General features: G+C 37.2%; 19 protein-coding genes. 12 read left to right on the forward strand and 7 right to left on the reverse strand.

The annotated features are described in order from the left end of the window. Positions 1-103: 103 nt before the first annotated feature. The 4 genes from ACJRPK_RS00695 to ACJRPK_RS00710 all read left to right on the forward strand — a co-directional run bounded on the left by ACJRPK_RS00695 (position 104) and on the right by ACJRPK_RS00710 (position 6,827). Complete coding sequence (locus tag ACJRPK_RS00695) at positions 104-700, forward strand: TetR/AcrR family transcriptional regulator (RefSeq protein ID WP_407137964.1); 597 nt, start codon at positions 104-106, stop codon at positions 698-700. Positions 701-793: 93 nt separating this feature from the next. Then, positions 794-2,155 (forward strand): TolC family protein, encoded by a 1,362-nt coding sequence (locus tag ACJRPK_RS00700; RefSeq protein WP_407137965.1) that lies wholly within the window; start codon positions 794-796, stop codon positions 2,153-2,155. Between the two features lie 8 nt (positions 2,156-2,163). Further along, positions 2,164-3,330, forward strand: a complete 1,167-nt coding sequence (locus tag ACJRPK_RS00705; protein ID WP_407137966.1) for an efflux RND transporter periplasmic adaptor subunit — start codon at positions 2,164-2,166, stop codon at positions 3,328-3,330. 5 nt (positions 3,331-3,335) lie between these two features. Next, positions 3,336-6,827 (forward strand): efflux RND transporter permease subunit, encoded by a 3,492-nt coding sequence (locus ACJRPK_RS00710; protein WP_407137967.1) that lies wholly within the window; start codon positions 3,336-3,338, stop codon positions 6,825-6,827. 75 nt (positions 6,828-6,902) lie between these two features. On the opposite strand, the gene ACJRPK_RS00715 is transcribed toward ACJRPK_RS00710, so the two are convergent. Then, the gene (locus ACJRPK_RS00715; protein WP_407137968.1) at positions 6,903-8,240 is read right to left on the reverse strand and encodes a RagB/SusD family nutrient uptake outer membrane protein; all 1,338 of its coding nucleotides are present in this window, start codon (positions 8,238-8,240) and stop codon (positions 6,903-6,905) included. Positions 8,241-8,250: 10 nt separating this feature from the next. Continuing rightward, positions 8,251-11,181, reverse strand: a complete 2,931-nt coding sequence (locus ACJRPK_RS00720; RefSeq protein WP_407137969.1) for a SusC/RagA family TonB-linked outer membrane protein — start codon at positions 11,179-11,181, stop codon at positions 8,251-8,253. A 238-nt stretch (positions 11,182-11,419) separates the two neighbouring features. On the opposite strand from ACJRPK_RS00720, the gene aspS reads away from it, so the two are divergent. From aspS to ACJRPK_RS00740, 4 genes are all read left to right on the forward strand, one after another. Beyond that, on the forward strand, positions 11,420-13,168 hold the full coding sequence (gene aspS / locus ACJRPK_RS00725; RefSeq protein ID WP_407137970.1) for an aspartate--tRNA ligase: 1,749 nt from the start codon (positions 11,420-11,422) through the stop codon (positions 13,166-13,168). Between the two features lie 65 nt (positions 13,169-13,233). Then, positions 13,234-15,018, forward strand: coding sequence for a chloride channel protein (locus ACJRPK_RS00730; RefSeq protein WP_407137971.1), 1,785 nt, complete (start codon positions 13,234-13,236; stop codon positions 15,016-15,018). Between the two features lie 85 nt (positions 15,019-15,103). Continuing rightward, complete coding sequence (locus ACJRPK_RS00735) at positions 15,104-15,352, forward strand: hypothetical protein (RefSeq protein WP_407137972.1); 249 nt, start codon at positions 15,104-15,106, stop codon at positions 15,350-15,352. A 95-nt stretch (positions 15,353-15,447) separates the two neighbouring features. Next, the gene (locus ACJRPK_RS00740) at positions 15,448-15,645 is read left to right on the forward strand and encodes a cold-shock protein (RefSeq protein ID WP_148781715.1); all 198 of its coding nucleotides are present in this window, start codon (positions 15,448-15,450) and stop codon (positions 15,643-15,645) included. Between the two features lie 48 nt (positions 15,646-15,693). On the opposite strand, the gene ACJRPK_RS00745 is transcribed toward ACJRPK_RS00740, so the two are convergent. Continuing rightward, on the reverse strand, positions 15,694-16,467 hold the full coding sequence (locus ACJRPK_RS00745; protein WP_407137973.1) for a carboxypeptidase-like regulatory domain-containing protein: 774 nt from the start codon (positions 16,465-16,467) through the stop codon (positions 15,694-15,696). A 76-nt stretch (positions 16,468-16,543) separates the two neighbouring features. Continuing rightward, positions 16,544-16,993, reverse strand: a complete 450-nt coding sequence (locus ACJRPK_RS00750; protein ID WP_407137974.1) for a nucleoside deaminase — start codon at positions 16,991-16,993, stop codon at positions 16,544-16,546. A gap of 174 nt (positions 16,994-17,167) precedes the next feature. Between ACJRPK_RS00750 and ACJRPK_RS00755 the strand changes: the two genes are divergently transcribed. The 4 genes from ACJRPK_RS00755 to ACJRPK_RS00770 all read left to right on the forward strand — a co-directional run bounded on the left by ACJRPK_RS00755 (position 17,168) and on the right by ACJRPK_RS00770 (position 20,638). Further along, positions 17,168-18,931, forward strand: a complete 1,764-nt coding sequence (locus ACJRPK_RS00755; RefSeq protein WP_407138793.1) for a 1-deoxy-D-xylulose-5-phosphate synthase — start codon at positions 17,168-17,170, stop codon at positions 18,929-18,931. A gap of 100 nt (positions 18,932-19,031) precedes the next feature. Then, positions 19,032-19,502 carry a lipocalin family protein gene (locus ACJRPK_RS00760; protein ID WP_407137975.1) on the forward strand — a complete coding sequence of 157 codons (471 nt, stop codon included), beginning with the start codon at positions 19,032-19,034 and terminating at the stop codon, positions 19,500-19,502. 132 nt (positions 19,503-19,634) lie between these two features. After that, a complete protein-coding gene (locus ACJRPK_RS00765; RefSeq protein ID WP_407137976.1) occupies positions 19,635-20,084 on the forward strand; it encodes a lipocalin family protein in 450 nt (149 codons plus the stop codon). 134 nt (positions 20,085-20,218) lie between these two features. Next, positions 20,219-20,638, forward strand: coding sequence for a lipocalin family protein (locus ACJRPK_RS00770; RefSeq protein WP_407137977.1), 420 nt, complete (start codon positions 20,219-20,221; stop codon positions 20,636-20,638). A gap of 131 nt (positions 20,639-20,769) precedes the next feature. Here ACJRPK_RS00770 and dgt read toward each other — a convergent pair whose 3' ends face one another. The 3 genes from dgt to ACJRPK_RS00785 are packed head-to-tail and all read right to left on the reverse strand — an operon-like array spanning position 20,770 to position 23,375. After that, positions 20,770-22,113 carry a dGTP triphosphohydrolase gene (gene dgt / locus ACJRPK_RS00775; RefSeq protein WP_407138795.1) on the reverse strand — a complete coding sequence of 448 codons (1,344 nt, stop codon included), beginning with the start codon at positions 22,111-22,113 and terminating at the stop codon, positions 20,770-20,772. A gap of 18 nt (positions 22,114-22,131) precedes the next feature. Then, on the reverse strand, positions 22,132-22,872 hold the full coding sequence (locus ACJRPK_RS00780; RefSeq protein ID WP_407137978.1) for a type II CAAX prenyl endopeptidase Rce1 family protein: 741 nt from the start codon (positions 22,870-22,872) through the stop codon (positions 22,132-22,134). Next, on the reverse strand, positions 22,869-23,375 hold the full coding sequence (locus tag ACJRPK_RS00785; RefSeq protein ID WP_407137979.1) for a hypothetical protein: 507 nt from the start codon (positions 23,373-23,375) through the stop codon (positions 22,869-22,871). Before ACJRPK_RS00785 ends, ACJRPK_RS00780 begins: the two co-directional genes overlap by 4 nt. Between the last annotated feature and the right edge of the window lie 13 nt (positions 23,376-23,388).

Consider the following 23,388-nt stretch of genomic DNA (forward strand, 5'->3'; position numbering starts at 1 on the left):
CAAGTTCAAAACTTAAGTAAATGTTAAATTATTGTAAAACTTAGGAAACTTTTAATGTTTTTAAAGTTTCCTGAACTATTTTTGCGCCAAATTACCCCCCTATATGAAGGAGAAAATTATTGAAAAAGCGAATGAAATGTTTTTAACACTCGGATTCAAAAGTGTTACGATGGATGATCTCGCTTCCGAAATGGGTATATCAAAAAAGACCATTTATGCCCATTTTGAGAATAAAACAAAATTAGTTGAAGCAACAACCGAACATTTATTTTGCTGCATTTGTGATGGTATTGACGGTATTTTGCATGAGAAAAATGAACCTATCGAAGAGCTATACGAGATTAAAGCCTTTGTTATGAAACATCTCAAAAACGAGCAAGCTTCCCCACAGTATCAATTAAATAAATATTACCCAAAGATATATAATGCTTTGAAGTTGAAACAATTCGAAGTGATGCAAGAGTGTGTGATCGAAAACCTGAAACGTGGTATGCAAAAAGGTGTTTTTAGAGATACTATTGACGTAGAAATCATCTCGAGATTATACTTTATTGGTATGAGCGGCATCAAGGATCAAAATATGTTTCCTGCACAGCAATTTCCTATGCCGAATCTTATGGAAGACTATTTAGAATATCATATTCGAGGGATCGCCACCGATATGGGACTTAACATTTTAAACAATCTAATACAAAAATAATTTTACGAATTCATCACATTTCCAATTCTCAAACAGCAACCGGAATTTGTTTTGGTAATTCTTTTGACAACCAGAAAATAACAAGTAAAACAAATGAAAAACTATAATGTCATCCTATATCTGCTTCTCTTGGTAGCATTACCAACAGTCGCACAAGAACCTCAACCCACCAGCGCTGTCTATTCCTTTACATTAGAGGAAGCTATAGATTTTGCCTTAGAGAACAACTACAAGGCGATCAACGCGCGTAGAGATGTCGCCAGAGCAATCAAGCAAAAATGGGAAACAACCGCACAAGGTTTACCACAGATTGATGGTTCTGTTGACTATCAAAACCAATTGAAACAACCTGTAACATTAATTCCAGGCGAAGTCGCTGGAGGCGAAGCAGGAACCTTTGTTCCGGTGGTTTTTGGCACCAAGCAGCAAATGAATCTCACCGCTACGCTATCTCAACTAATTTTTGACGGTTCGTATTTGGTTGGATTACAAGCAGCGAAAACTTTTTTAGAATACACCGATAATCTGGAAGAAAAAACGCAACTAGAAGTTCGCAAAAGTATCATAAACGCTTACGGCGCTGTATTACTTGCAAACGAGAGCGTTCGTATTTTGGAAAACAATAAAGAAACCCTAGAAACAAACCTCAACGAAACCAAGAAAATTTTTGAGAATGGTTTGACCGAAGAGGAGAATGTTGAACAGTTACAAATTACATTTTTACAGATTAGCAACCAACTAAGCAACACCAAACGACTGGCAGATATTGCTTTACAGATGTTCAACCTTTCACTCGGTGTTGATGTTACCAGCAATACCGTTCTGACAGATAATTTGGAGCAGCTAGCCTTAAATGATATGGATCTTGCAATTGCAGAACAACCTTTTGTACCGGAAAACACGATTGATTATAAAATTGGCTACAATCTCACCCAACAAAGAGGGTTGGAGTTAAAGTTAGAAAAAAGCCGTGCACTACCTTCAATCAGCGCCTTTGTAAATTATGGTACTGCAGCTTTTGATAATGATTTTGTTTTTTTTGATAGTGATACCCGATGGTTTCAATCATCCATCCTGGGTGCCGGAATCAAAATTCCTATTTTCAGTTCACTCAAAAGAAGTGCAAAAACTCAGCAGGCACGTATTGCTCTGGATCAGGCAAACACGCAGTTTATCGAAACACAACAAAACATTCAGCTAAATTATAATAGAGCCATGAGCGAGTATTTGTATGCCATAGAAACCTATCAAACCAGTAAGCAAAATCTTGCGCTTGCAGAACGCATAGAAAATAAAAATCAAATCAAATATACCGAAGGTCTGTCAACAAGTTTTGATCTGCGACAAGCTCAATTACAACTATACACCTCTCAACAAGAAGCGTTACAATCTATGCTGGATATAATCAACGCTAAAGCAACATTAGAAACCATTTTGAATACACCAGAAAAATAAGCCATACCATGAAAATACTTTATACCATATCCGCATTTACGCTACTATTAATATCCTGTGGCGATAGCAAAGAAGTTACCGTCGAAGAGACTATTGAAAACGGAAATTTGAGCGAGATGAGAGCAAAAAGAGCCGAGGTTGTGCAGCTACAACAAAACATTAATGAGGAGTTAAAACAACTGGACGCTGCGATTGCAAAAAAAGATACTGTGCAAAAGCTTCCATTAGTCACAACTGTAAAAGCGACAGATACAATCTTTAAGCATTACCTAGAATTACAAGGAAATACAGAAACAAAGAAGAATTTGGTGTTGTATCCGGAAACTTCAGGAATTTTAACGCGCGTCTACGTAGAAGACGGTCAACGTGTGAATAAAGGTCAGCTTCTGGCAAAAATTGATGACGGCGGACTGAGTCAGCAGCTTTCGCAGGTAGAAGTTCAGACAGAACTTGCTAAAACTACTTTTGATCGTCAGAAAAGATTATGGGAACAAAAGATTGGATCAGAAATTCAATACCTACAAGCCAAAACCACTTACGAAGCGCAACAAAATGCTGTAGCACAAATCAAGCGACAATTAGCTAAAACTACGATTAACGCACCTTTTTCAGGAATAATTGATGATGTAATAACAGAACAAGGGAGTGTTGTTGCCCCGGGACAAACTGAAGTGATCCGTATCGTCAACTTAGATGATATGTATATCGAAGTCGAAGTACCTGAGAGCTATTTATCTCAAATTACTGAAGGCAAAGAAGTCTTGGTGGATTTCCCTGTATTAGGTAAAACGATCGACACAAAAGTGCGTCAGGTGGGTAATTATATTAACCCTAATAACCGATCCTTTATGGTTGAAGTAGCTATTCCGAATAAAAACAAGATGGTCAAACCGAATCTAACTGCTAAAGTTAAAATAAACGATTATACCAATGACAGCGCAATTTTGATTCCGCAAAGTATCTTATCCGAAAATGCGGAAGGAGAACAGTACATCTATATAACTAATGAAAAAGATAGTGATAGTGTAGCGGTTGCTAAAAGAACAATTGTCAAAACCGGAAGAACACAAGGAGATTTAATCGAAATCACTGAAGGGGTAAGTGCCAATGATCATATTATCAAAGAAGGTGCACGAAGTGTTAAAGATGGTCAAAAAGTGAAAATTTTAAACTAAGCTCAATGGAGAAAACTAAAAAAAACGTAGACAAGGAATTTGGACTATCATCCTGGGCTATTGACAATAAAACAACCATCTATGTGATGATTGCCATATTCTTAGTGCTTGGATTGTCAGCATATTTCTCTATGCCAAGAGAAAATTTTCCTGAAATTAATGAAACTAAGATTTATATCAGCGTTCCTTACCCGGGAAACACCGCTGAGGATATTGAACGACTTATTGTCGATCCTTTAGAGGATCAAATCAAAAACGTAAGTAATGTCGTGGAGATTCTATCAACTTCGCAGGAAGATTATGCAATTATCACAGTCGAATTTGATGAGGAATTATCGGTTCCCGAAGCGAAGCAGAAAATAAAAGACGAAGTCGATTCAGAAAAAGCAAATGAAGATTGGCCGACATTTAATGGGGCCAAGGTAGAACCTAATGTTTTTGATCTGAGTATTTCTGAAGAAACGCCGATCATGAATATTAACATCAAAGGCGATTACCCGGTTGATAAATTAAAAGAATATGCCGAATACCTGGAAGATGAAATAGAAGATTTACCAGAAATTAAAAAGGCAGATATTCGTGGAGCTCAGGAGCGAGAAGTTGAAGTAGCCGTAGACATCTACAAGATGATGGGGGCCAAAGTGAGTTTTGACGATGTGATCAACACCATACGCGGTGGTAATATGACTATGTCTGCCGGGAATATGATCAGTAGTGGTCAACGAAGAACCATCCGTATTTTGGGTGAAATCACCAACCCATCGCAGCTTAACGATTTTGTAGTTAAATCTCAAAATGGAGCTGTTTATTTAAGAGACATTGCTGAAATTAAGTTTAAAGACGAAGACAAAACTACTTATGCCAGAGAGTTTGGAGAAAGTGTGGTTATGTTGGACGTAAAGAAACGTTCAGGTAAAAACATGGTCGAAGCTGTTGAAAAAATCGATGTGATTTTAAAAGATGCTAAAGAGAATGTGTTTCCGAAAGATTTAGAAATTAGCGTTGCTAACGATCAATCTGCAAAGACCATAAATCAGGTAAATGATCTGGTTAATAATATCATCTTTGGTATCATTCTGGTGGTCGGTGTACTTATGTTCTTTCTCGGTTTCAGAAATGCGCTTTTCGTAGGATTTGCGATCCCGATGTCGATGTTTATGTCGTTTATGATTTTATCTGCCCTAGGATATACGATGAATACGATGATTTTATTTGCATTAATCATGGGACTCGGTATGTTGGTAGACAATGGTATTGTGGTGGTAGAAAACGTATATCGTCTGATGGAAGAAGAAGGCTTATCCAGAATTGAAGCTGCCAAGAAAGGTATAGGTGAGATTGCCTTTCCAATTATCATCTCAACTGCGACCACAGTAGCTGCGTTTGTTCCTTTAGGAATGTGGCCTGGTGTTATGGGACAATTTATGATCTATTTCCCAATCACACTGTCAGTTGTACTAGGATCCTCCTTATTCGTGGCCATCTTTATTAATTCCATGCTGGTATCACAATTCATGGAAGTTGGAGAAAAAGTACTGAAGAGAAAGCAATTAATTCGTTTGAGTGTTATCTTAGGAGGATTTGGAACATTAATTTTAATTTTTGGGGGTGAAGTACGAGGTTTAGGAAGCTTGATGATCGTAACCGCTCTAATGTTTTGGATTTATAAATATTTTCTTAAGAAAGGAGCTAATTATTTTCAGAGAAGGACATTGGTGTGGTTGGAAAATCAATATCAGCGTTTTTTAATTTTCGCGCTACGCGGAAAACGAGCGTATGCTTTTGTCGGAGGAACTTTTGCACTTTTAATTGTCGTATTTATGTTATTTGGAGCGTCTGTCGGAAGCCAACGAACCAAAATTGAGTTTTTTCCTGATAATAAACCAAATCAAATTGTGGTTTATATAGAATACCCACAAGGAACCGATATCGAAAAGACAAATAAAATCACTAAAGAAATTGAACAACGTGTTTATGGAATTCTAAATGATAAAGAATATATAAATGAAGAAGGATTTAATTTCTTAGTAGAATCGGCGGTATCACAAGTTGGTGAAGGAGCAGGAAATCCACAAACTGACGGTGGTAGTAATGCAGAAATGCCTCATAAAGCGAAGATAACCGCTACTATGCGTGAATATAAGTTCAGAAATGGAAAAGATTCTGAAATTTTACGACAGAAAGTGCAGAAAGCATTAACAGGTATCTATCCCGGAGTAGCCATCTCTGTAGAAAAAGATCCCGTAGGGCCACCGGCCGGTTACCCCATCAATATTGAAATTGAAGGTCCGGACTATGATGAATTGATCACCATTGCCGAACGTATGCGCAATTTTATCAATGAAAAAAACATCCCTGGTATCGAAGAACTTAAAATCGATGTAAACAAGGGTAAGCCAGCCATGCAAGTAGTGGTCGACAGAGAAAAGGCAGGAGAACTGGGTGTCTCTGCAGGACAGGTTGGTAATCAGTTACGCCGTTCTATTTTTGGTGAAAAGGCAGGTGTTTATAAAAAAGATGGAGAGGATTATGATATCTACGTTCGATTTAATGAAGAGAATAGATATAATACCAGCTCACTTTTTAATCAGAACATCACCTTCAGAGATCCAGCAACAGGAAAATTAAAAGAGATTCCTGTATCTGCAGTAGCTTCTCAACGCAATACCTCATCATTTAGCGCGATTAAGCACAATGATACAAAACGTGTTGTAACCGTCTATTCGGGTCTTCAACCAGGTTTCACTGATGCAGGCGCAATTGTTTCACAGATCCAAAATGAAATGGCATCATTTTCGGAATTGCCAAGAGGGGTTAAAATAGATTTTACAGGACAGATCGAAGAACAAAACAAACAAATGTCCTTCTTAATGGGAGCATTTTTCTCAGGGTTGGGATTAATCATGTTGATTTTGATCTTTCAGTTTAGTTCAATTTCAAAGCCGACAATCATTATGATCGCAATCTTTTTAAGTTTTATAGGCGTTTTTGGTGGTATTTTAATAACAGGTACATCATTCGTCATTATGATGACCATGATGGGGATTATATCCCTTGCAGGAATTGTAGTAAATAACGGTGTGGTGCTTCTCGACTATACACAATTACTAATAGATCGTAAAAAAGTTGCTTTAGACATAGAAGATGACCAGTTACTATCAAATGAGATCGTAATGAATATGATTGTACGCGGAGGGAAAGCAAGATTACGTCCTGTATTACTAACCGCTATCACTACGGTTTTAGGTCTTATCCCGTTAGCTATTGGATTTAACGTAGACTTCTTTTCACTCTTTAGTGAGTTTGATCCTAAAATATACATTGGTGGAGATAATGTTATTTTCTGGGGACCATTGGCATGGACGGTTATTTATGGTTTGATTATAGCGACTTTCTTAACGCTGATCATTGTACCGGCGCTGTTCTTTATCGTACACCGAATCAAAGTACGTTTTAGCAAGAGAGAGGTGGTAAGTGAAGTAGCTACTACAACTTAGTATCACTTTAATTTAAAGTATAAAAAACGCCGCGTAATGCGGCGTTTTTTTTGTTTTGATCATTTAGCTTCTTAGCTATAAATTTTCAGATAATGGAATAGGAAATGAACTATAAATAACATCTCCAGATCTATCTTTTGGGAGTGTTTGAGATCGCCCATAACGCCACATATCAAACATTCTATGGTTTTCGGACCATAAAGAGTAGCGTCTTTGTCTTAGTAACTCATCCGTTAATGCAGACTGAGTCAAAGCTCCCGTATAATCGGATAATCCAGCTGAGTTTCTAATAACACTCAATGCATTAGCAGCTTCAACAAAATTGGTGGTTAAAATATTTGCTTCCGCATATACTAAAATAAGCTCTTCATTTCTAACAAGATCAACTGGTGAAGTACTAGAAGCGTATAAACGAGTTTCATAAGCCCCAGACAAATCATCTTGAATACTAGGGTCTGGTCGTACTGCAGTTTTATTGGCAACTCTAGTATCTCCAGCTTCAGCATCATTAATCCAGCTATCGTGTACAATTATTTGATCCCCATTGTTTGGTTCTGCAGCTGATTCTGAAGGAGCTCGAAACACCGGATTAGCCTGATCATTACCACCTAAACCAAAAACATGCTTAGGCCCGGTTTCAAGTGCTCCGCTTAAATTAAAAAAGGAATCATCCAATGCATCCAATGCATCTTGGCCATTCCCGTTGTAAACAGATGCAACTGCAACTAATGCTCTATTAAACTCCAAAAAAGTCGACGGAGTATCAAAACCACTAAAACCAGTACTCAAAGGAAAAACGAACTCTGTTCCAGCAGCATTCAAATCTGTATTAGCTTCGTTCAACAACTGGATTACATAATCAAAACCTGCGCTGATTTCTAATAATGGTCCTAGGTTATCCGGATCCGAAACATCCACTCGTGCTTGATGATACGATTTTAGTATTTGAATTAGCTCATAAGATATCATGGTCTTTGCAAATCCCAGATATCCATTTTTTTCTGTTACATCAACCGCATCAGTATTACTTATGGCCTCTATTAAAACATTCGCATTTTTAATCGCCCGATAGTTTCCGTTCCATTGTGCAGTACTGTAGAAAGAATTGTTATCTAATTGTATCCCATTTTTACCAAGTAAATCTCCAGTATTTCTAGGATCAGCATCAAATAAGTAAAGTTCTCTTGCCATTATTCCACTGGCAGTAACTTCAACACCTAATCCGTTTCTAATTGAAGATTCGAGCCCAACCGCGAGTTCATCTAATTGAGTCTTAGTTGCGGCATTTGAAACAACATCAACACTTGGTCCGTTTGGATCAGCTATTTCATCTATAGAACATGATAATAAAGAGGTAAGCACTACACTCCCTGCCATCATATACTTTGAAATTAGTTTTATATTATTTTTCATCATAATCATCTTAAAAATTAACATTTAAATGGAAGTAATATTGCTTAGAACTAGGAAAAGGTGCTACTTCAATTCCACTGGACAATCCAGCGCCTCCATTAACAGAAACCTCAGGATCATAACTACTATAATCCGTAATTGTAAATAGGTTTCTCCCTGAAACTCCCAACTTCACATCACTTATTACATCACCAAAAATTGAACTTATATTTTTTCTTGGAATTCTATAATATATAGAAGCTTCTCTTAATCTAACATAGCCAGCAGGCTCAACAAAACGAACAGCGTTAGCAGGAGAATCCAATCTCGCCTGACCCTCTGGAGTTTCCAAATCTGGTGTGGTTTGCCCTAAATCGGTTAAAAAACGTGATAGGTTGAGGTTTTCTCCACCTTCTTTCCACTGTAAAAGAAAAGAAACGTCCCATTGCTTAAATAAAGTAAGTGAATTATTGAAAGCCATTTGAAAATCTGGTTCGACATTACCAACTTGAGTTAGCTCTCCATCAACACTTCCTACAAGTTGAGTAACCGGCTTACCTTCTTCAATGTAAAATGTTCCTAAACCTGTTCCAAATCCAGCACCGGGTTGAGCGAAAGCGGGAACATCTAGACGTGTAACCTCTGATCGGTTAAGGTAAAATTGAACACCTGTGTTCCAAGAGAAATTTTCACCAGTAAGGATATCCCCTCTTAATGCTAATTCAACACCTTTATTTTCTAAATCTGCTAAATTGGTAGTCTCTCTCGTGAATCCGGACGAAGCAGGTAATGATCGTGATAAAATTAAATCTCTAACATTCTTGTAATAATATGTTGCTTCCAAACTTATTCGATTGAATAATCCAATATCCAGTCCGATTTCAAATTCCGAAGCTGTCTCTGGTTCTACATCAGGATCACCTTTCAAGCCAGCAACTGAAACCCCTAGACTACCCCCAATATTAGCAGTAGCCAAGCTAGTAAACGTAGCACCAAAGGCCGCTGGATTTCCAGTCTCTCCATAGGCAGTTCTAAATTTAAATTGATTCACCGCTTCTAAAGTCCAGAAATCAAAATTATTGAAATTTACAGCTAAAGAGGCTTTTGGAAAACCATACAATTTATTAGGATCTCCATTACGTGATGACTTATCCAAACGATATCCAACTGTTGCAATGAAGCGATCCTTGTAATTAGCTTCAATTTGAGAAAAGTATCCAAAATCTTCTTCACTTGACTTAAACTGATCAATTTCTTGATTCACAGATTGATCAACATTTGTTTGGCCTGCTGCCAAGTCATATCCTCTTCCATTAACCAAGTTACCTTCTTGTTTCAAATAAGTGACACCTAGCTGTGTTGTTAAATTTAAGTCTCCTTCTAAGCCTGTGTGATCCCAAACTCCAATAGCTTGTGAATTGAACTGTGTGAAATTATTTTTACCTTGGGCAATGAATCCGGCCTGTCCATCAATTCTAGCTTGATGCGTTTCAGGAACATAAACATACGTTTCGTTTGCCAAGTAGTCTACTCCACCATTTACAACAAAACGAACTCGATTTTTATCTCCAGTATATAATTTAGTGTTTAATTTAAATCCTTGTATGATACGATTATTAGAATCTTCATTCTTAGCTTTATCTCTAACAAATAGTGGATTACCCGAATAATTTGGATTATTTGGATACGCTCCGTTAGCATCTGGATATAGATTAACCCAAGGTCTCGTAAATGCTAAAGTATAGCCATAACTTAATCCTCCTTCATTTTCATTACCTGTAAAGCTTCTACTTGAATTACTGCGTACATAATTTGTTGTAGATGTAAAATCAAAAACATCAGATATACGATGATCAATATTAGCTCGCAATGATAAACGATCAAAACCGGTGTTCTTTATAATTCCTTCCTCGTCTCGATAAGATCCTCCAACATAGAACTTTGTTTTTTCGTCTCCTCCGGTTGCGCTCAATCTAGTATCAGTAATAAATCCAGTATTACCATAAATCTCTTCTTCATAATCATACAATTCACCATTAGCAGCAATCGTTGCTTCATACTTCGCTCGTTCCGCGGCATTAAATGTGTTTTCTACTGATTGAGCAGTCCATGGTCTAAGTCCCAATTTGTTTTGAATTACATTAATACCTGTGTCTTGACTAAAACTTATTTTTGTACGTCCACCTTTACCACGTTTTGTGGTGATAATTACCACCCCGGCATTACCTCTTTGACCATATATCGCAGCAGCCGACGAACCTTTCAAAACTTCTATATTTTCAATATCATTTGGATCCAAATCCGCCAAACGGTTAGAAGAATTCTCTTCATTTCCTGCATTTCCTCCCGACGCGAACCTCAGTCCGGATGGAATTTCAACGTTGTTAACGTATACTCCATCAACAATTACTAATGGCTGGTTATTTCCATTTATAGAAGAGACTCCTCTTAAACGAAGCGCAAAACCTCCACCTGGAGCACCAGAACTTGATGTAATATTTACTCCAGTTACTTTTCCATAAAGCGCTCCATCTACCGTGGTTTGACCCGTATTACCAACCAATTCTTCTGCAGTAACAGTAGAAACGGCATTTGCTAGATTACTACGTTTAATAGAAGAGGCCAATCCTGTAACTACCACTTCTTCTAACGACTCAGAGGATTCTTCAACTTGTACGGTAATAGGTCCTGTAGTTGTTACGTCAACTAATTCCTCAGAAAATCCTAGAGCAAAAATTTTCAATTTAACCGGTAGTTTTTCTACACTTAAGGTAAAATAGCCATCAATATCGGTGGCAGTACCATTTTTGGTGCCATCTTCAATAACATTCATAAAAGCGGCTCCTACGCCACTTTCTTGGATAACGACTCTACCTGTTATCGTCTCCTGAGCCATGAATACTACTGGCAGCATCAATAAAATTAGCAACATCCATTTGCTATGATGTGTTTGTTTTTTCATAATGATTTGTTTAAATATCGCGATAAATCTATTAAAATAATTTTATAAAAATACATAATAAACTATGTATTTGTTATACAAATAGCAGTATTGATACGTTAAAACCGTAATTTTGATAATTTTATTGTCATATTGATATTCCAAATTACTACTATAGTTAAGTCAACTAAATATTCAATTCGTCAAAGTAATTCTCTTAAATCTTCTTATTTTTGCTGCCTTAATAGAATAGTATATTATGTATAGAAGTCATTCTTGCGGTGAATTACGAGCCACACACATTAATAAAGACGTTACGCTTTCGGGTTGGGTACAAAAAATCAGAGATAAAGGCTTTATGGTCTGGGTTGATTTACGGGATCGATATGGGATTACCCAACTTATCTTTGACGCAGAGCGTTCTCCTAAAGAATTGTTAGAGACCGCACAATCCTTGGGTCGAGAATTTGTAATTCAAATACAAGGTACTGTCATCGAAAGAGAATCCAAAAATGACAATATTGCCACCGGTGCAATAGAAGTTGTGGTTCAAAAATTAACTATTCTAAACGAAGCGCTGACCCCACCTTTTACTATCGAGAATCAAACGGATGGCGGAGAAGATATACGTATGAAGTATCGTTACCTTGATATTCGTCGTAAACCGGTACAAGAAAATCTTATTTTTAGACATAAAGTTGCCATGCAGGTCCGCAGTTATCTGTCTGAGCAGGAATTTATAGAAATTGAAACCCCTTATCTGATAAAATCTACTCCAGAAGGGGCTCGTGATTTTGTGGTGCCTTCACGGATGAACGAAGGACAATTTTATGCGCTTCCTCAATCACCACAAACCTTCAAGCAGTTGCTTATGGTGGGCGGTATGGATAAATACTTCCAGATTGTAAAGTGTTTTAGAGATGAAGACCTACGAGCAGACAGACAGCCTGAATTTACACAAATTGATTGTGAAATGGCTTTTGTCGAGCAAGAAGATATTCTCAATACTTTTGAGGGATTAACACGTCACTTACTACATTCCATAAAAGGTATTGACATTGAAAGTTTTCCTCGTATGTCCTATGAAGAAGCTATGAAAACATATGGAAACGACAAGCCTGACATTCGTTTTGACATGAAGTTTGGCGAGCTCAACGCGGTTGCTCAACACAAAGATTTTAAAGTTTTTAATGAAGCTGAATTAGTTGTTGGAATTGCTGTTCCGGGTGGTGCCTCATACACTCGTAAAGAAATTGATAAGTTGATTGATTGGGTAAAGCGTCCGCAAGTAGGAGCTTTAGGCATGGTATACGTTAAGTGTAACGATGATGGCTCTTTTAAATCATCAGTTGATAAATTTTACGATGCGGGAGATTTAACTACATGGGCTGAAGCTACTCAAGCTAAACCGGGAGATCTGATTTGTGTTTTATCCGGTCCAAAAAATAAAGTACGTGCGCAACTGAGTGCGCTACGTATGGAAATGGCGGAACGTTTGGGACTCAGAAATCCTGAGGAATTTGCTCCACTTTGGGTTGTTGACTTCCCTCTGTTAGAATGGGATGAAGACACAGAGCGTTATCACGCAATGCATCACCCTTTTACTTCCCCAAAACCAGAGGATATGAAATTATTGGATACTGATCCTGGTAAAGTACGTGCCAATGCATACGATCTTGTATTAAATGGAAACGAAATTGGAGGAGGTTCTATCCGTATTCATGATAAGGAAACACAAGCGCTAATGTTTGATCACTTAGGATTTACTCCTGATGAAGCTAAAGCGCAATTTGGCTTCTTACTGGATGCTTTTCAATATGGGGCACCGCCGCATGGTGGAATAGCCTTTGGCTTAGATCGTTTGGTCGCCATCCTCGGAGGACAGGAAACTATACGAGATTTTATTGCTTTCCCTAAAAACAATAGTGGTCGTGATGTAATGATCGACGCCCCCTCAAAACTAAACACAGAACAGCTCAAAGAATTACACATTGAACTTGATCTATAATAATTAAATCCCGCGCTAAGCGGGATTTTTTAGTATCTTTCGTTTTCTTAACCTCGTTACTATTTATGCAACGCACCCAAAAGAAAACGATACTATATAAGTTTTTGAAATGGCGATATCGACATATATCGACCAAAAACTTCATTTTAATCCTAAGTATACTCATTGGTTTTCTTGCTGGTTTGGTTTCCTTATTTTTAAAGAATGCTACACATTTGATTCAGGCGTTGCTCGAGCAGGATTTAATACAATGGCAGACTTCCTTTTATTTTATAACCCCCATCGTTGGACTCTCTATTGTATATCTCATTTTAAAATACATTGTAAAAGAGGATCTCAAATCGGCAATACCCCTTGTTCTTTATTCCTTATCCAAAACAAAAGGCATCATTAATACTGCTCAAGCCTATCTACCTCTTATTTTGGCTCCGATTACGGTGGGTTTTGGAGGTTCCGTGGGACTCTTAGGGCCAGCAATTGGTTCGGGAGCTGCGCTAAGCTCTAATCTCAGTTCTTTGTTTCACGTAAAGACAAAAACAAGAACATTACTAATTGGATGTGCGGCTGCGGGGGCTATTTCTGCCGTGTTTAAATCTCCGTTGGCCGGATTAGTTTTTGCCGTAGAAGTATTTAGTTTGGACCTTACGCTCACTTCACTCCTCCCTCTATTATTGGCCTCTGTTTCATCTATCATAACGTCATACTTTTTCTTAGGTGATGAAGTTTTATTCCGTTTTGAAGTGCTTGAACGATTTCAAATTTTTGATATTCCTTTTTATATTGCTTTGGGCATAGGTACCGCATTCGCTTCTATCTATTTTACTAAAATGTACTTTTGGATTCTGAAATTCTTTGACAGATTCACCAAAAAAATTCATAAGCTCATCATTGGTGGGCTCGCGATTGGCGTGATGCTTTATTTTATCCCTCCATTATATGGGGAAGGTCTCGGTTTTATAAATAGCTTACTACACGGAAATCATTTTGCAGCACTGGGGCAGACGCCTTTTGATCACTTAACCAATAATGCATGGGTAGTTATCGCATTATTGATCGGGATAACCATCTTTAAAGCAATAGCCATGACTACGACCTTTGCTGCCGGTGGTTGCGGTGGTATTTTCATTCCTACGATGGTGATGGGAAGCGCCTTGGGGAATGTAATCGCTAAAATTATTAATAACCTCGGTCTAGGTCTTCACGTTTCTGAAGCTAATTTCACATTATTAGGGATGGCAGGTCTTATTGCGGGTGTACTACATGCGCCTTTAACATCGATCTTCCTTATTGCAGAGATTACGTCATCCTATGAATTGTTTGTACCACTAATGATTACAACAGCAATCTCTTTTATTATTTCTAAAAACCGAATAGAACACAACATTTATACCAGAGAGTTAGCTGAACAAGGACAACTTTTAACTCACAATAAAGATCAAAATGTGCTTACTCTATTAAATCTTGAAGATTGTTTGGAAACAAATTTTGTTACTGTTGAAGAAACTTACACTTTAAAACAATTGCTGAGTGAAGCCGTTGCAAAGTCAAATCGTAATGTATTTCCCGTAGTCAATCATGATCAAAAATTAGTAGGCATCGTGCGCTTGGATGACATTCGGGATATTATGTTTGATATAACATTATACCACAAAGTAACCGTAGCAACACTTATGGCAAAAATCTCGACTACCATCATTATTGAAACTGATAATGCTAAAACAACGATGCGCAAGTTTCAGGATTCAGGAGCATGGAATCTTCCAGTGATTAAAGAAGGAAAATACATTGGTTTTATCTCAAAATCAAAATTATTGACCGCCTATCGAAGAAAGTTGATTAGTTTTGCATAAAAGAACCTTTTTGATCCATCTGTATGGCTAAAATTTAGTCTGTCCACTTGTCAAATGTCTTCTTTTTGAATATACATATCAAAGAATGAAACATATAATCAGACTTCTTTTCATAATTTTTGTAGTCCTTATTGCTATTGGATACTACTTCAAAAATTCAGGTAATCATCCCAAGGGAGACACCTTAATTGGCATTGCAATTTTACTGGGATCATTTGTTCTCATGCCAGTATTTATCTATCATCGATGGAAAGACAGAAAAGTAAAGGACTACATGTTGACGAATGATAATATACAGAAGATGAGAGACTTCAACGACGATAAAAAAAAATAGAATTCAATTTCCTTCAGAAATTTTTACATTATAATAACATTTTTTATCAGATTAAAAAGTAACTTTAGGTCTCATAAAACATTTTATATTACACCATGGAAGGAACAGTTAAATTTTTTAATGAATCCAAAGGTTACGGATTCATAACCAACGACGAAACAGGAAGAGACATCTTTGTACATGCATCAGGATTAAACGGCGAAGCATTAAACGAAGGTGACAAAGTAGAGTATCAGGAAGAAGAAGGAAGAAAAGGAATTATTGCTGCTCAGGTACGCGTAATTCATGATTAAGATATACGTTACTAAGTTTCTAAAAAGCACTGCGTACGCAGTGCTTTTTTAATTTTCTATAATTCCGTAGTGTTTCTTATACGCTTCGGCCTGATCCATAATATAAGAGAGTACTTTTAATTTATCAGACATCGCGATAATAGAATCGATATCTTTTTGTTCTGCTAAAAAATCGATGAAATTATATACTTCACTTTGCGGAATGTTAATATGATCTCTTATAAATTCAATCGAATAAAAATCAGTAACTTCTGCTGTTGATATATATGTTTTTTTCTTCTCAAAAGCAGTTGTGACATGCTCAAAAAGCTTTAAAAAATCAATCGATGCTCCCCCGGGGGCACTCGCTAAAGCATTATTTTTGACATTGGATTGCTTGTCATTAAAACCGGAAACTCCCATTCGCTCAAGATCAGCAGCGCTCCATAACGGTAAAACATTTTCGTAGGTGGTGATACTTTGTAAATCCTTGGACAAATTGCCCGTAAGCGAATGTGTAGAGAGCATGACAGGATCCAATTCATTCAAAGCGGTTTCTAAATTAACTTTTATTAGCTTTGAAATAATATCCTGTTTATGAACTACGTAGGATTTAGCAGAATGTTGAATTGAAGAAAAAATTAAGGTATCTTTTGAAAACACCTGCATGATAAATTCACCTTTTGCATTAGTAATTGTTCCAGTATTTTGTGTCTTATTATATATATGAACTCCTTCTACATTGCCTGATTCATCAGAAATTACACCAGAAATTTTCTCTATTTCCTGAGCTTTTCCCACAAGCGTGAAAAAGCATAATACCACAAAAGTAATTTTTTTCATGCATCGATCTTTACAAACTAAAGACCGATCATCTTGCACAACGTTGCACAAGAACAGCAACAACTACATTCGTCTATTAATTGAGATTCCTCTTTTCTACAAAAAAGCGTTTTAGCAGCGTGCTACATTCTTCTTCAAGCACTCCCCCACTCATCTTAGTTTTAGGGTGCAATGTAGTTCCCATAGTAATGCAACCTCGCTGTTCATCCCTTGCCCCATACACTATTTTATTTATTTGACTCCAGAATAAAGCACCGGCACACATTTGACATGGCTCTATGGTCACATACAAGGTACACTCATTTAAATACTTCCCACCAAGAAAATTTGCTGCTGCAGTAATAGCTTGCATTTCGGCATGTGCTGTCACATCATTCAGCAATTCGGTTAAATTATGAGCCCTGGCAATAATTTGATCCTGAACCACGATTATAGCACCAATAGGAATTTCGTCTTTAGCGTAGGCCAGTTCGGCCTCCTGCAATGCCTTTCGCATAAAATATGCATCGTCAAATGGTTCAATCATTATATTTTTTTTCAAAATTACTAAAATTTACTAGAGTCCTATAAGATAAACTTCGCAGTATTACTCATCATTAAAACAAAATCTTATTTTTGCTTAGGTGTTGAAAGCAGGTACCGGTGTATTCTTTGACTTCTTCTTCCACAAACCAAAAAGACTTTAGTTTTGAACGATCCCATAAAGTATCCTTTGTTATCTGATATTGAATATCCTTCTGATCTAAGAAAATTATCGTCAGCACAGCTTCCGGCATTAGCCCAGGAATTGCGGAAATTCATTATAGACATCGTTGCTACCAAAGAGGGGCACCTCGGTGCAAGTTTGGGAGTTATTGAACTAACTATAGCCTTACATTATATATTTGATACTCCTAACGATCAGCTTGTTTGGGATGTCGGGCATCAAGCCTATCCTCATAAAATATTAACCGGAAGAAAAAATCGCTTTCATACCAATCGACAATTGGGCGGACTTAGCGGTTTCCCGAAACGAGATGAAAGTGCGTATGATACCTTTGGCGTGGGTCACTCTTCTACCTCAATATCTGCGGCTTTAGGTATGGCAATTGCTTCAAAATTGAAAGGAGACACATACAAACAACACATTGCAGTAATCGGAGACGCCTCAATTGCCAGCGGAATGGCTTTTGAAGGATTGAATCACGGTGGTGTCACCGATGCTAACCTCCTGATTATTTTGAACGATAATGCCATCGGAATTGATCCAAGTGTGGGTGCACTCAAAGAATATCTCACCAAAGCAAAAGTAGGCTGTAAGCCAAAGACCGATAACATTATTGAAGCGCTGAATTTTAAATATTATGGTCCTGTTGACGGACATGATTTACCAACCCTGTTGCGTGAATTAAAACGATTACAATCAGTCAAGGGGCCAAAACTATTACATATCATTACTACCAAGGGTAAAGGCTTAAAACAAGCCGAAGAAAATCAAGTACAATATCATGCTCCGGGTAAGTTTGATGCACATACAGGTGAATTGTTACCCAAAGAAGACGTTCAAGCACCCCCTAAATTTCAGGATGTATTTGGCTTGACACTCCTAGAATTGGCTCGTAACAACCCAAAGATTGTAGGTATTACCCCTGCTATGCCCACAGGCAGTTCGCTCAAATACATGATGGACGAGATGCCAGATAGGGCTTTTGATGTGGGCATCGCCGAGCAACATGCAGTAACTTTGGCTGCCGGGATGGCCACTCAGGGACTTACGGTTTTTTGCACTATCTATTCTACTTTTTTGCAGCGTGCTTATGATCAAATTATACATGATGTAGCACTGCAAAATCTCCCGGTAATTTTTTGTATTGATCGATCAGGGTTGGTCGGAGCCGATGGAGCCACGCATCACGGAGTGTTTGATATTGCCTACCTCAATTGCGTTCCCAACCTAATAATTGCGGCGCCTATTAACGAAATCGAACTGCGCAATTTGTTATATACAGCCTCTTTGGGTCTTAGTCATCCTATCGCTATACGCTATCCTCGCGGTAGAGGAACATTACTTGACTGGCAAAAACCTTTTGAGAATTTTGTAGTCGGAAAAGGAACTTGTCTGCATGAAGGCTATAAAATTGCCGTTCTTTCTACTGGCACTATTGGCACCAATGTGATGGAAGCAATTCGCATAAGTCAAACGAATATTGCCCATTATCATTTTCCTTTTATTAAACCTCTGGACACAAAGTTGTTGCATACGATTCTCGCGGCGTATGATACTATTTTGACTGTGGAAGAAGGTACAATTATAGGAGGATTTGGGAGTACAATAGTTTCCTATGCAACGAAACAAAAGTACAAGGGCAACCTAGAAACGCTTGGCGTACCTGACACCTTTATAGAGCAAGGCACCCCCCAAGAACTACAACACCTTTGTGGTATCTCAACTAACGCTCTTATTGAGAGGTTTGAAAAATTATAAGAATATTCTTACTATTTTAGTATTTCATAGATAAAAGTTTGATTATTAATCGATAAAACGCTTATTTTACCGTTATTAATTAAACTAAAAAAGCAATATCATGAAAAAAATTAGTGTATTTATCCTACTTATCGCCGCAACATTCGCCTCTTGTTCTAAAGATGATGACGGTGGATCAGAAATTTCTGAAGCAAACTTAATCGGGAAATGGCAATGGACGGCTTCTACTGAAAATGGTGAGGTATATCAACTTGATGAATGTGATTTAAAAGACTTTTTTCAATTAAAAAGCGGAGGTGAATTAAGCGGAATCTCTTACGGTAAATTAACTACAACTACGAATGGTCAAACAACATTTACTTGTGAGGAGTATCCTTATTCGAGCAAGTGGTCACTTTCTGGAGATACCTTATCTGTAACTTATACTGATGGAAACGTGTCAGAAACTGAAACGAGTACTATTAAAGAATTAACCGATTCCAAATTAGTTATCGAATACAGTTACGAAGATAGCGATGGTAATGGCAATGTAAAAACATATGTAGATGTCGAAACCTATAAAAAAATCTAATACTCTTCAAATAATAAAATAAGTAATTAACCAGTCTAAAGATATTCTTAGACTGGTTTTTTGTTTCAAATAGTTTATGTAGGATAGTTCTAAATACTGTTTATTTGCACCTCAAATCAATTTAACTATATTATGAAAAGAATTATTTTATCTCTCTTAATTGTAGCAGTAACCTTCGCCTCTTGTTCTAAAGATGATGGTGGGTCAGATACTAACAGTGGATCAGAAATTTCTGAAGCAAATTTAATCGGAAAATGGCTATTAACTGATAGAACTAGGGACGGAAAAGCTGTTGAATTAGACCCATGTGACCTTAAATCGTCTTACGAATTCAAAAGTGATAAAATTGCAATATATGTAGAAACTGGTATTATTGGAGAAGGTACTAATGAAGAAGTATGTAAAGAATGGGCATCTTCAGAAAAATGGAGCCTATCCGGTTCTACATTGACCGTAACCTATGAAGGTGAATTCGAAGTAGAGACAGATATTTCCGAAATCACTGAACTATCAAGTACTAAGTTGAGTTTAAAGTATAGTGATAGCCGAGGTGCTTCAATCTGGACCTATAAAAAAGTTTAATCTGGAATTAGGTTTTGTAACTCAAACAAAACAAGTTTTCAACTTGATGAAGATTATTTTTTTTGAGATATCTACTTGTTGTAGAATTATATTAATTACTGTTTATTTACTTCTCAAATCAATTTAACTATATTATGAAAAGAATTATTTTATCTCTCTTGGTTATAGCTGCTGGTTTTTCTTCTTGTTCTAAAGATGACGATAAAGAAGGCAACACTGAGAAATCAACTACAGATCTTATCATTGGTACTTGGCAAGTTGTTGCAATTAATGATCTGTCTGATGATGATTGTGAGATTTTAAGTACTCTCGAAATAAAAGCTGACGGTACCTATCTTGAACAATCCTACGGTGGTTTTACCGGTAGTTGTTCGCCTGATGAATTAGACAAAGGAACATGGGAGGTGTCCGGTAAAATGTTTACACAAAAACAAGATGGAAGAGTTTTTGAAAATACCATTACCAAACTTACTGAGAACTCGTTGATATTAAAGTTTGAGCACAGTAATGAAGATGGTACCACATTGACTGAGGTTTGGACCTACGAAAAGTAGTCTTACTTGCAATAAATAGAAAAGCTCCCTGAATCAATATTAGGGAGCTTTTTCTTTTAGTTTATCTTACTGTTATGAAAGTTGGAGGTTTTATTCCGATTTGAAACGGCAAACCTATCCAAATTCTATCATTACACCTTAGCGCCACGTATTTTTTGAAACTTCAACAAGGCATTGCTATCTGTTAGACTTGCTACATAGTTGCAAATACTTATCAAACGACTATACGGATCTTCATTTTTATAATCAAAGTGGGCACCTTCAGCTCTCAAAATTAATTTATCATAGTTAGAGCAGTTGTCCTCCATATAATTTTTGGTTGCTTCGCAATAGGTATGTAATAAAGTGGCTAGTATCTCGTACCCTGCAATTTCCTTCTCGGTTACTTCCTGACTTTGGTAAATCTTAGATACGCTGATTTTGATGATATCATCGATTTGCGCTTCGTACTTACTTTTTTCAATCAGTCCACTCATAAAAGTTCCTGCGAGAATAGCTTCTTCGTTAGCTATAAAGATATCAGCCGCTTCACGAATTAGGGTGTTTATTGCCAAAGCTCTTAAATAACTCAATCGATCCGCAGTTGTGGTTAAGCTATTATACTTGGACGTATTGATGCTGTCCTTCACCAATTTGATCAAATATTCTAACGCATATTCTTCCTGAATCAATCCCAAATTGATTCCGTCCTCAAAATCGATGATGGTATAACAAATATCATCGGCGGCTTCTACCAGATAGGTTAATGGATGACGACTATAAGTAACTTCTTTACCAAAGTTGTATTGAAGCAAACCAATTTCGCGCGCTACCTCCCCAAAGAATTCTGCTTCATTTTGAAAATATCCAAATTTCTTATGTGCTATATGCGCACTAGGTTTTTTAGGTAAGGAAGCTTTTGGGTATTTCATAAAAGCACCCAAAGTAGCATATGATAAACGCAAACCACCTTCTATACCGGCACGCGATTCGGTAAGAATCTTAAAGCCGTTGGCATTGCCTTCAAAATCTATTAAATCCTGATATTGCTTAGCAGTAAGTTGTGATTGATACTGTGCACCACTGCCATTCTTAAAGTATTCTCCAATCGCTTTTTCACCTGAATGACCAAAGGGTGGATTACCAATATCATGTGCCAATGCAGCGGCGGCTACAATAGCGCCAAAATCGTTAAAATGATATCCATGAACCGCAGCCAGATGCGGATGCTTTTCCAGCAATTGTTTTCCTACTACTCTACCCAAGGAGCGACCTACTACAGATACTTCGAGACTGTGAGTAAGTCGTGTGTGCACAAAACTTGTCTTCGATAAAGGAATTACTTGGGTTTTGTCTTGTAAACTACGAAACGCCGAAGAAAAAATAATCCTGTCATAATCCACCTCAAATCCCAAACGGGTTTCATCCTGTTCTTTGCGCAATCGTTTATTTGTGTCGCCTTGTCTGCGGAGTGACAATAGCTCTTCCCAGTTCATCATACTTTAAGTGGTCTATTAATAAAATAGTGGATCAAAATAATAATAGTCCAAAGATACTATTATCAAATTATGTACGAAATGAATTATCATTCCTAACCATAAACTTTGATAGCGATGTCGTAAATAACCAAGTAAAAGTCCGAAAGGAAAGATCCAAAGGATCGATATAAAGGAAAAATGCACTAAAGCAAACAAAAATGCAGTTAGCAAGATGGTGATACGAACTGAGGTTATTCTTTCTAATTGATTAAATAAAAACCCTCTAAAGGCTACTTCTTCAAAAACCGCAGGAAGGATTGCTACAAAAATAAAGGCCAAAAGAAAAGGATTACCATACTCCGCGTAAGTAGCGTAGTAGTTTGTACTATCATCAAATAAGAAAGCATTTATCCACTCTATTCCGTAATAAACTAAAAAACCAGTTATAAAAGGCGCCAAAAGTACACCGATCCACTCAAGAGGTCGTAATTTTGGCAAGGAATATAACGGAATTATATTTTTGATATCCAAAAACACAAAGATTAATACCAAGATAGCTGAAACACTCTCTATAGCAATTTCTGTAGTTAATGAGGTGTGATCATTATAGATGAGATGCACTATGGTTAAAAACACCAGCTCAACTATATAAAACACAATAATAAGGTTAAGGCCCTCACTACGCGTTTGTCTTTTTCTTAAACTTATGGATGTTCCGCAATGCGCACAATAGTTTGAACTAGCATTAATCGGCTGGGTACAGGAATGACACGTCATATAGTACGCATTGAAGTGCTTTGCGATGCTGAATACAGTCCTTTAATTAAAAGCGAAAGGAAAATTACTTTCATTATAATTCCGCTCAAAAGACTCATAGGATCGACAACTGCGTTAATTGCTATAACTGTAAGGTACAATAGTAAAGCAGACAATAGCGCTGCAAACGGTTTCTCTTTTGTCCAGAAGGCTAACAGCAAATACAAGATAGAAAGTATGGCGTTTGTAATAAGAATCGAGATATCCTCTGTCCTAAAGAAATAGAACAATCCGAAAACCAGAAATATTCCCGACATCCAGTATAGTGTTTTTTGCGCAGAAGCTATACGTTTTGTATTTACTTCGTGTTGTTGATTAGCCATCACGCGTTTAGCATGAAATTGAGATTGTTCTTTTTCTGATCCCAGTTCAGGATATCCACAGTGGGTACAAAATTTAGTTTCTGTTGTAAGCACTGTTGCACACTGACTACAGACAGGTGGTTGCATGGTAAGTTCTTCCATAATATTAGGTTAC

It is taken from the genome of Aquimarina sp. 2-A2 (assembly GCF_045505135.1).
GTDB lineage: Bacteria > Bacteroidota > Bacteroidia > Flavobacteriales > Flavobacteriaceae > Aquimarina > Aquimarina intermedia.

Bases quoted from the DNA above. Each gene is read 5' to 3' on its own strand.
- ACJRPK_RS00695 (WP_407137964.1), top strand. From the start codon at position 104: ATGAAGGAGAAAATTATTGAAAAAGCGAATGAAATGTTTTTAACACTC.
- ACJRPK_RS00700 (WP_407137965.1), top strand. From the start codon at position 794: ATGAAAAACTATAATGTCATCCTATATCTGCTTCTCTTGGTAGCATTA.
- ACJRPK_RS00705 (WP_407137966.1), top strand. From the start codon at position 2,164: ATGAAAATACTTTATACCATATCCGCATTTACGCTACTATTAATATCC.
- ACJRPK_RS00710 (WP_407137967.1), top strand. From the start codon at position 3,336: ATGGAGAAAACTAAAAAAAACGTAGACAAGGAATTTGGACTATCATCC.
- ACJRPK_RS00715 (WP_407137968.1), bottom strand. From the start codon at position 8,240: ATGAAAAATAATATAAAACTAATTTCAAAGTATATGATGGCAGGGAGT.
- ACJRPK_RS00720 (WP_407137969.1), bottom strand. From the start codon at position 11,181: ATGAAAAAACAAACACATCATAGCAAATGGATGTTGCTAATTTTATTG.
- aspS (WP_407137970.1), top strand. From the start codon at position 11,420: ATGTATAGAAGTCATTCTTGCGGTGAATTACGAGCCACACACATTAAT.
- ACJRPK_RS00730 (WP_407137971.1), top strand. From the start codon at position 13,234: ATGCAACGCACCCAAAAGAAAACGATACTATATAAGTTTTTGAAATGG.
- ACJRPK_RS00735 (WP_407137972.1), top strand. From the start codon at position 15,104: ATGAAACATATAATCAGACTTCTTTTCATAATTTTTGTAGTCCTTATT.
- ACJRPK_RS00740 (WP_148781715.1), top strand. From the start codon at position 15,448: ATGGAAGGAACAGTTAAATTTTTTAATGAATCCAAAGGTTACGGATTC.
- ACJRPK_RS00745 (WP_407137973.1), bottom strand. From the start codon at position 16,467: ATGAAAAAAATTACTTTTGTGGTATTATGCTTTTTCACGCTTGTGGGA.
- ACJRPK_RS00750 (WP_407137974.1), bottom strand. From the start codon at position 16,993: ATGATTGAACCATTTGACGATGCATATTTTATGCGAAAGGCATTGCAG.
- ACJRPK_RS00760 (WP_407137975.1), top strand. From the start codon at position 19,032: ATGAAAAAAATTAGTGTATTTATCCTACTTATCGCCGCAACATTCGCC.
- ACJRPK_RS00765 (WP_407137976.1), top strand. From the start codon at position 19,635: ATGAAAAGAATTATTTTATCTCTCTTAATTGTAGCAGTAACCTTCGCC.
- ACJRPK_RS00770 (WP_407137977.1), top strand. From the start codon at position 20,219: ATGAAAAGAATTATTTTATCTCTCTTGGTTATAGCTGCTGGTTTTTCT.
- dgt (WP_407138795.1), bottom strand. From the start codon at position 22,113: ATGAACTGGGAAGAGCTATTGTCACTCCGCAGACAAGGCGACACAAAT.
- ACJRPK_RS00780 (WP_407137978.1), bottom strand. From the start codon at position 22,872: ATGACGTGTCATTCCTGTACCCAGCCGATTAATGCTAGTTCAAACTAT.
- ACJRPK_RS00785 (WP_407137979.1), bottom strand. From the start codon at position 23,375: ATGGAAGAACTTACCATGCAACCACCTGTCTGTAGTCAGTGTGCAACA.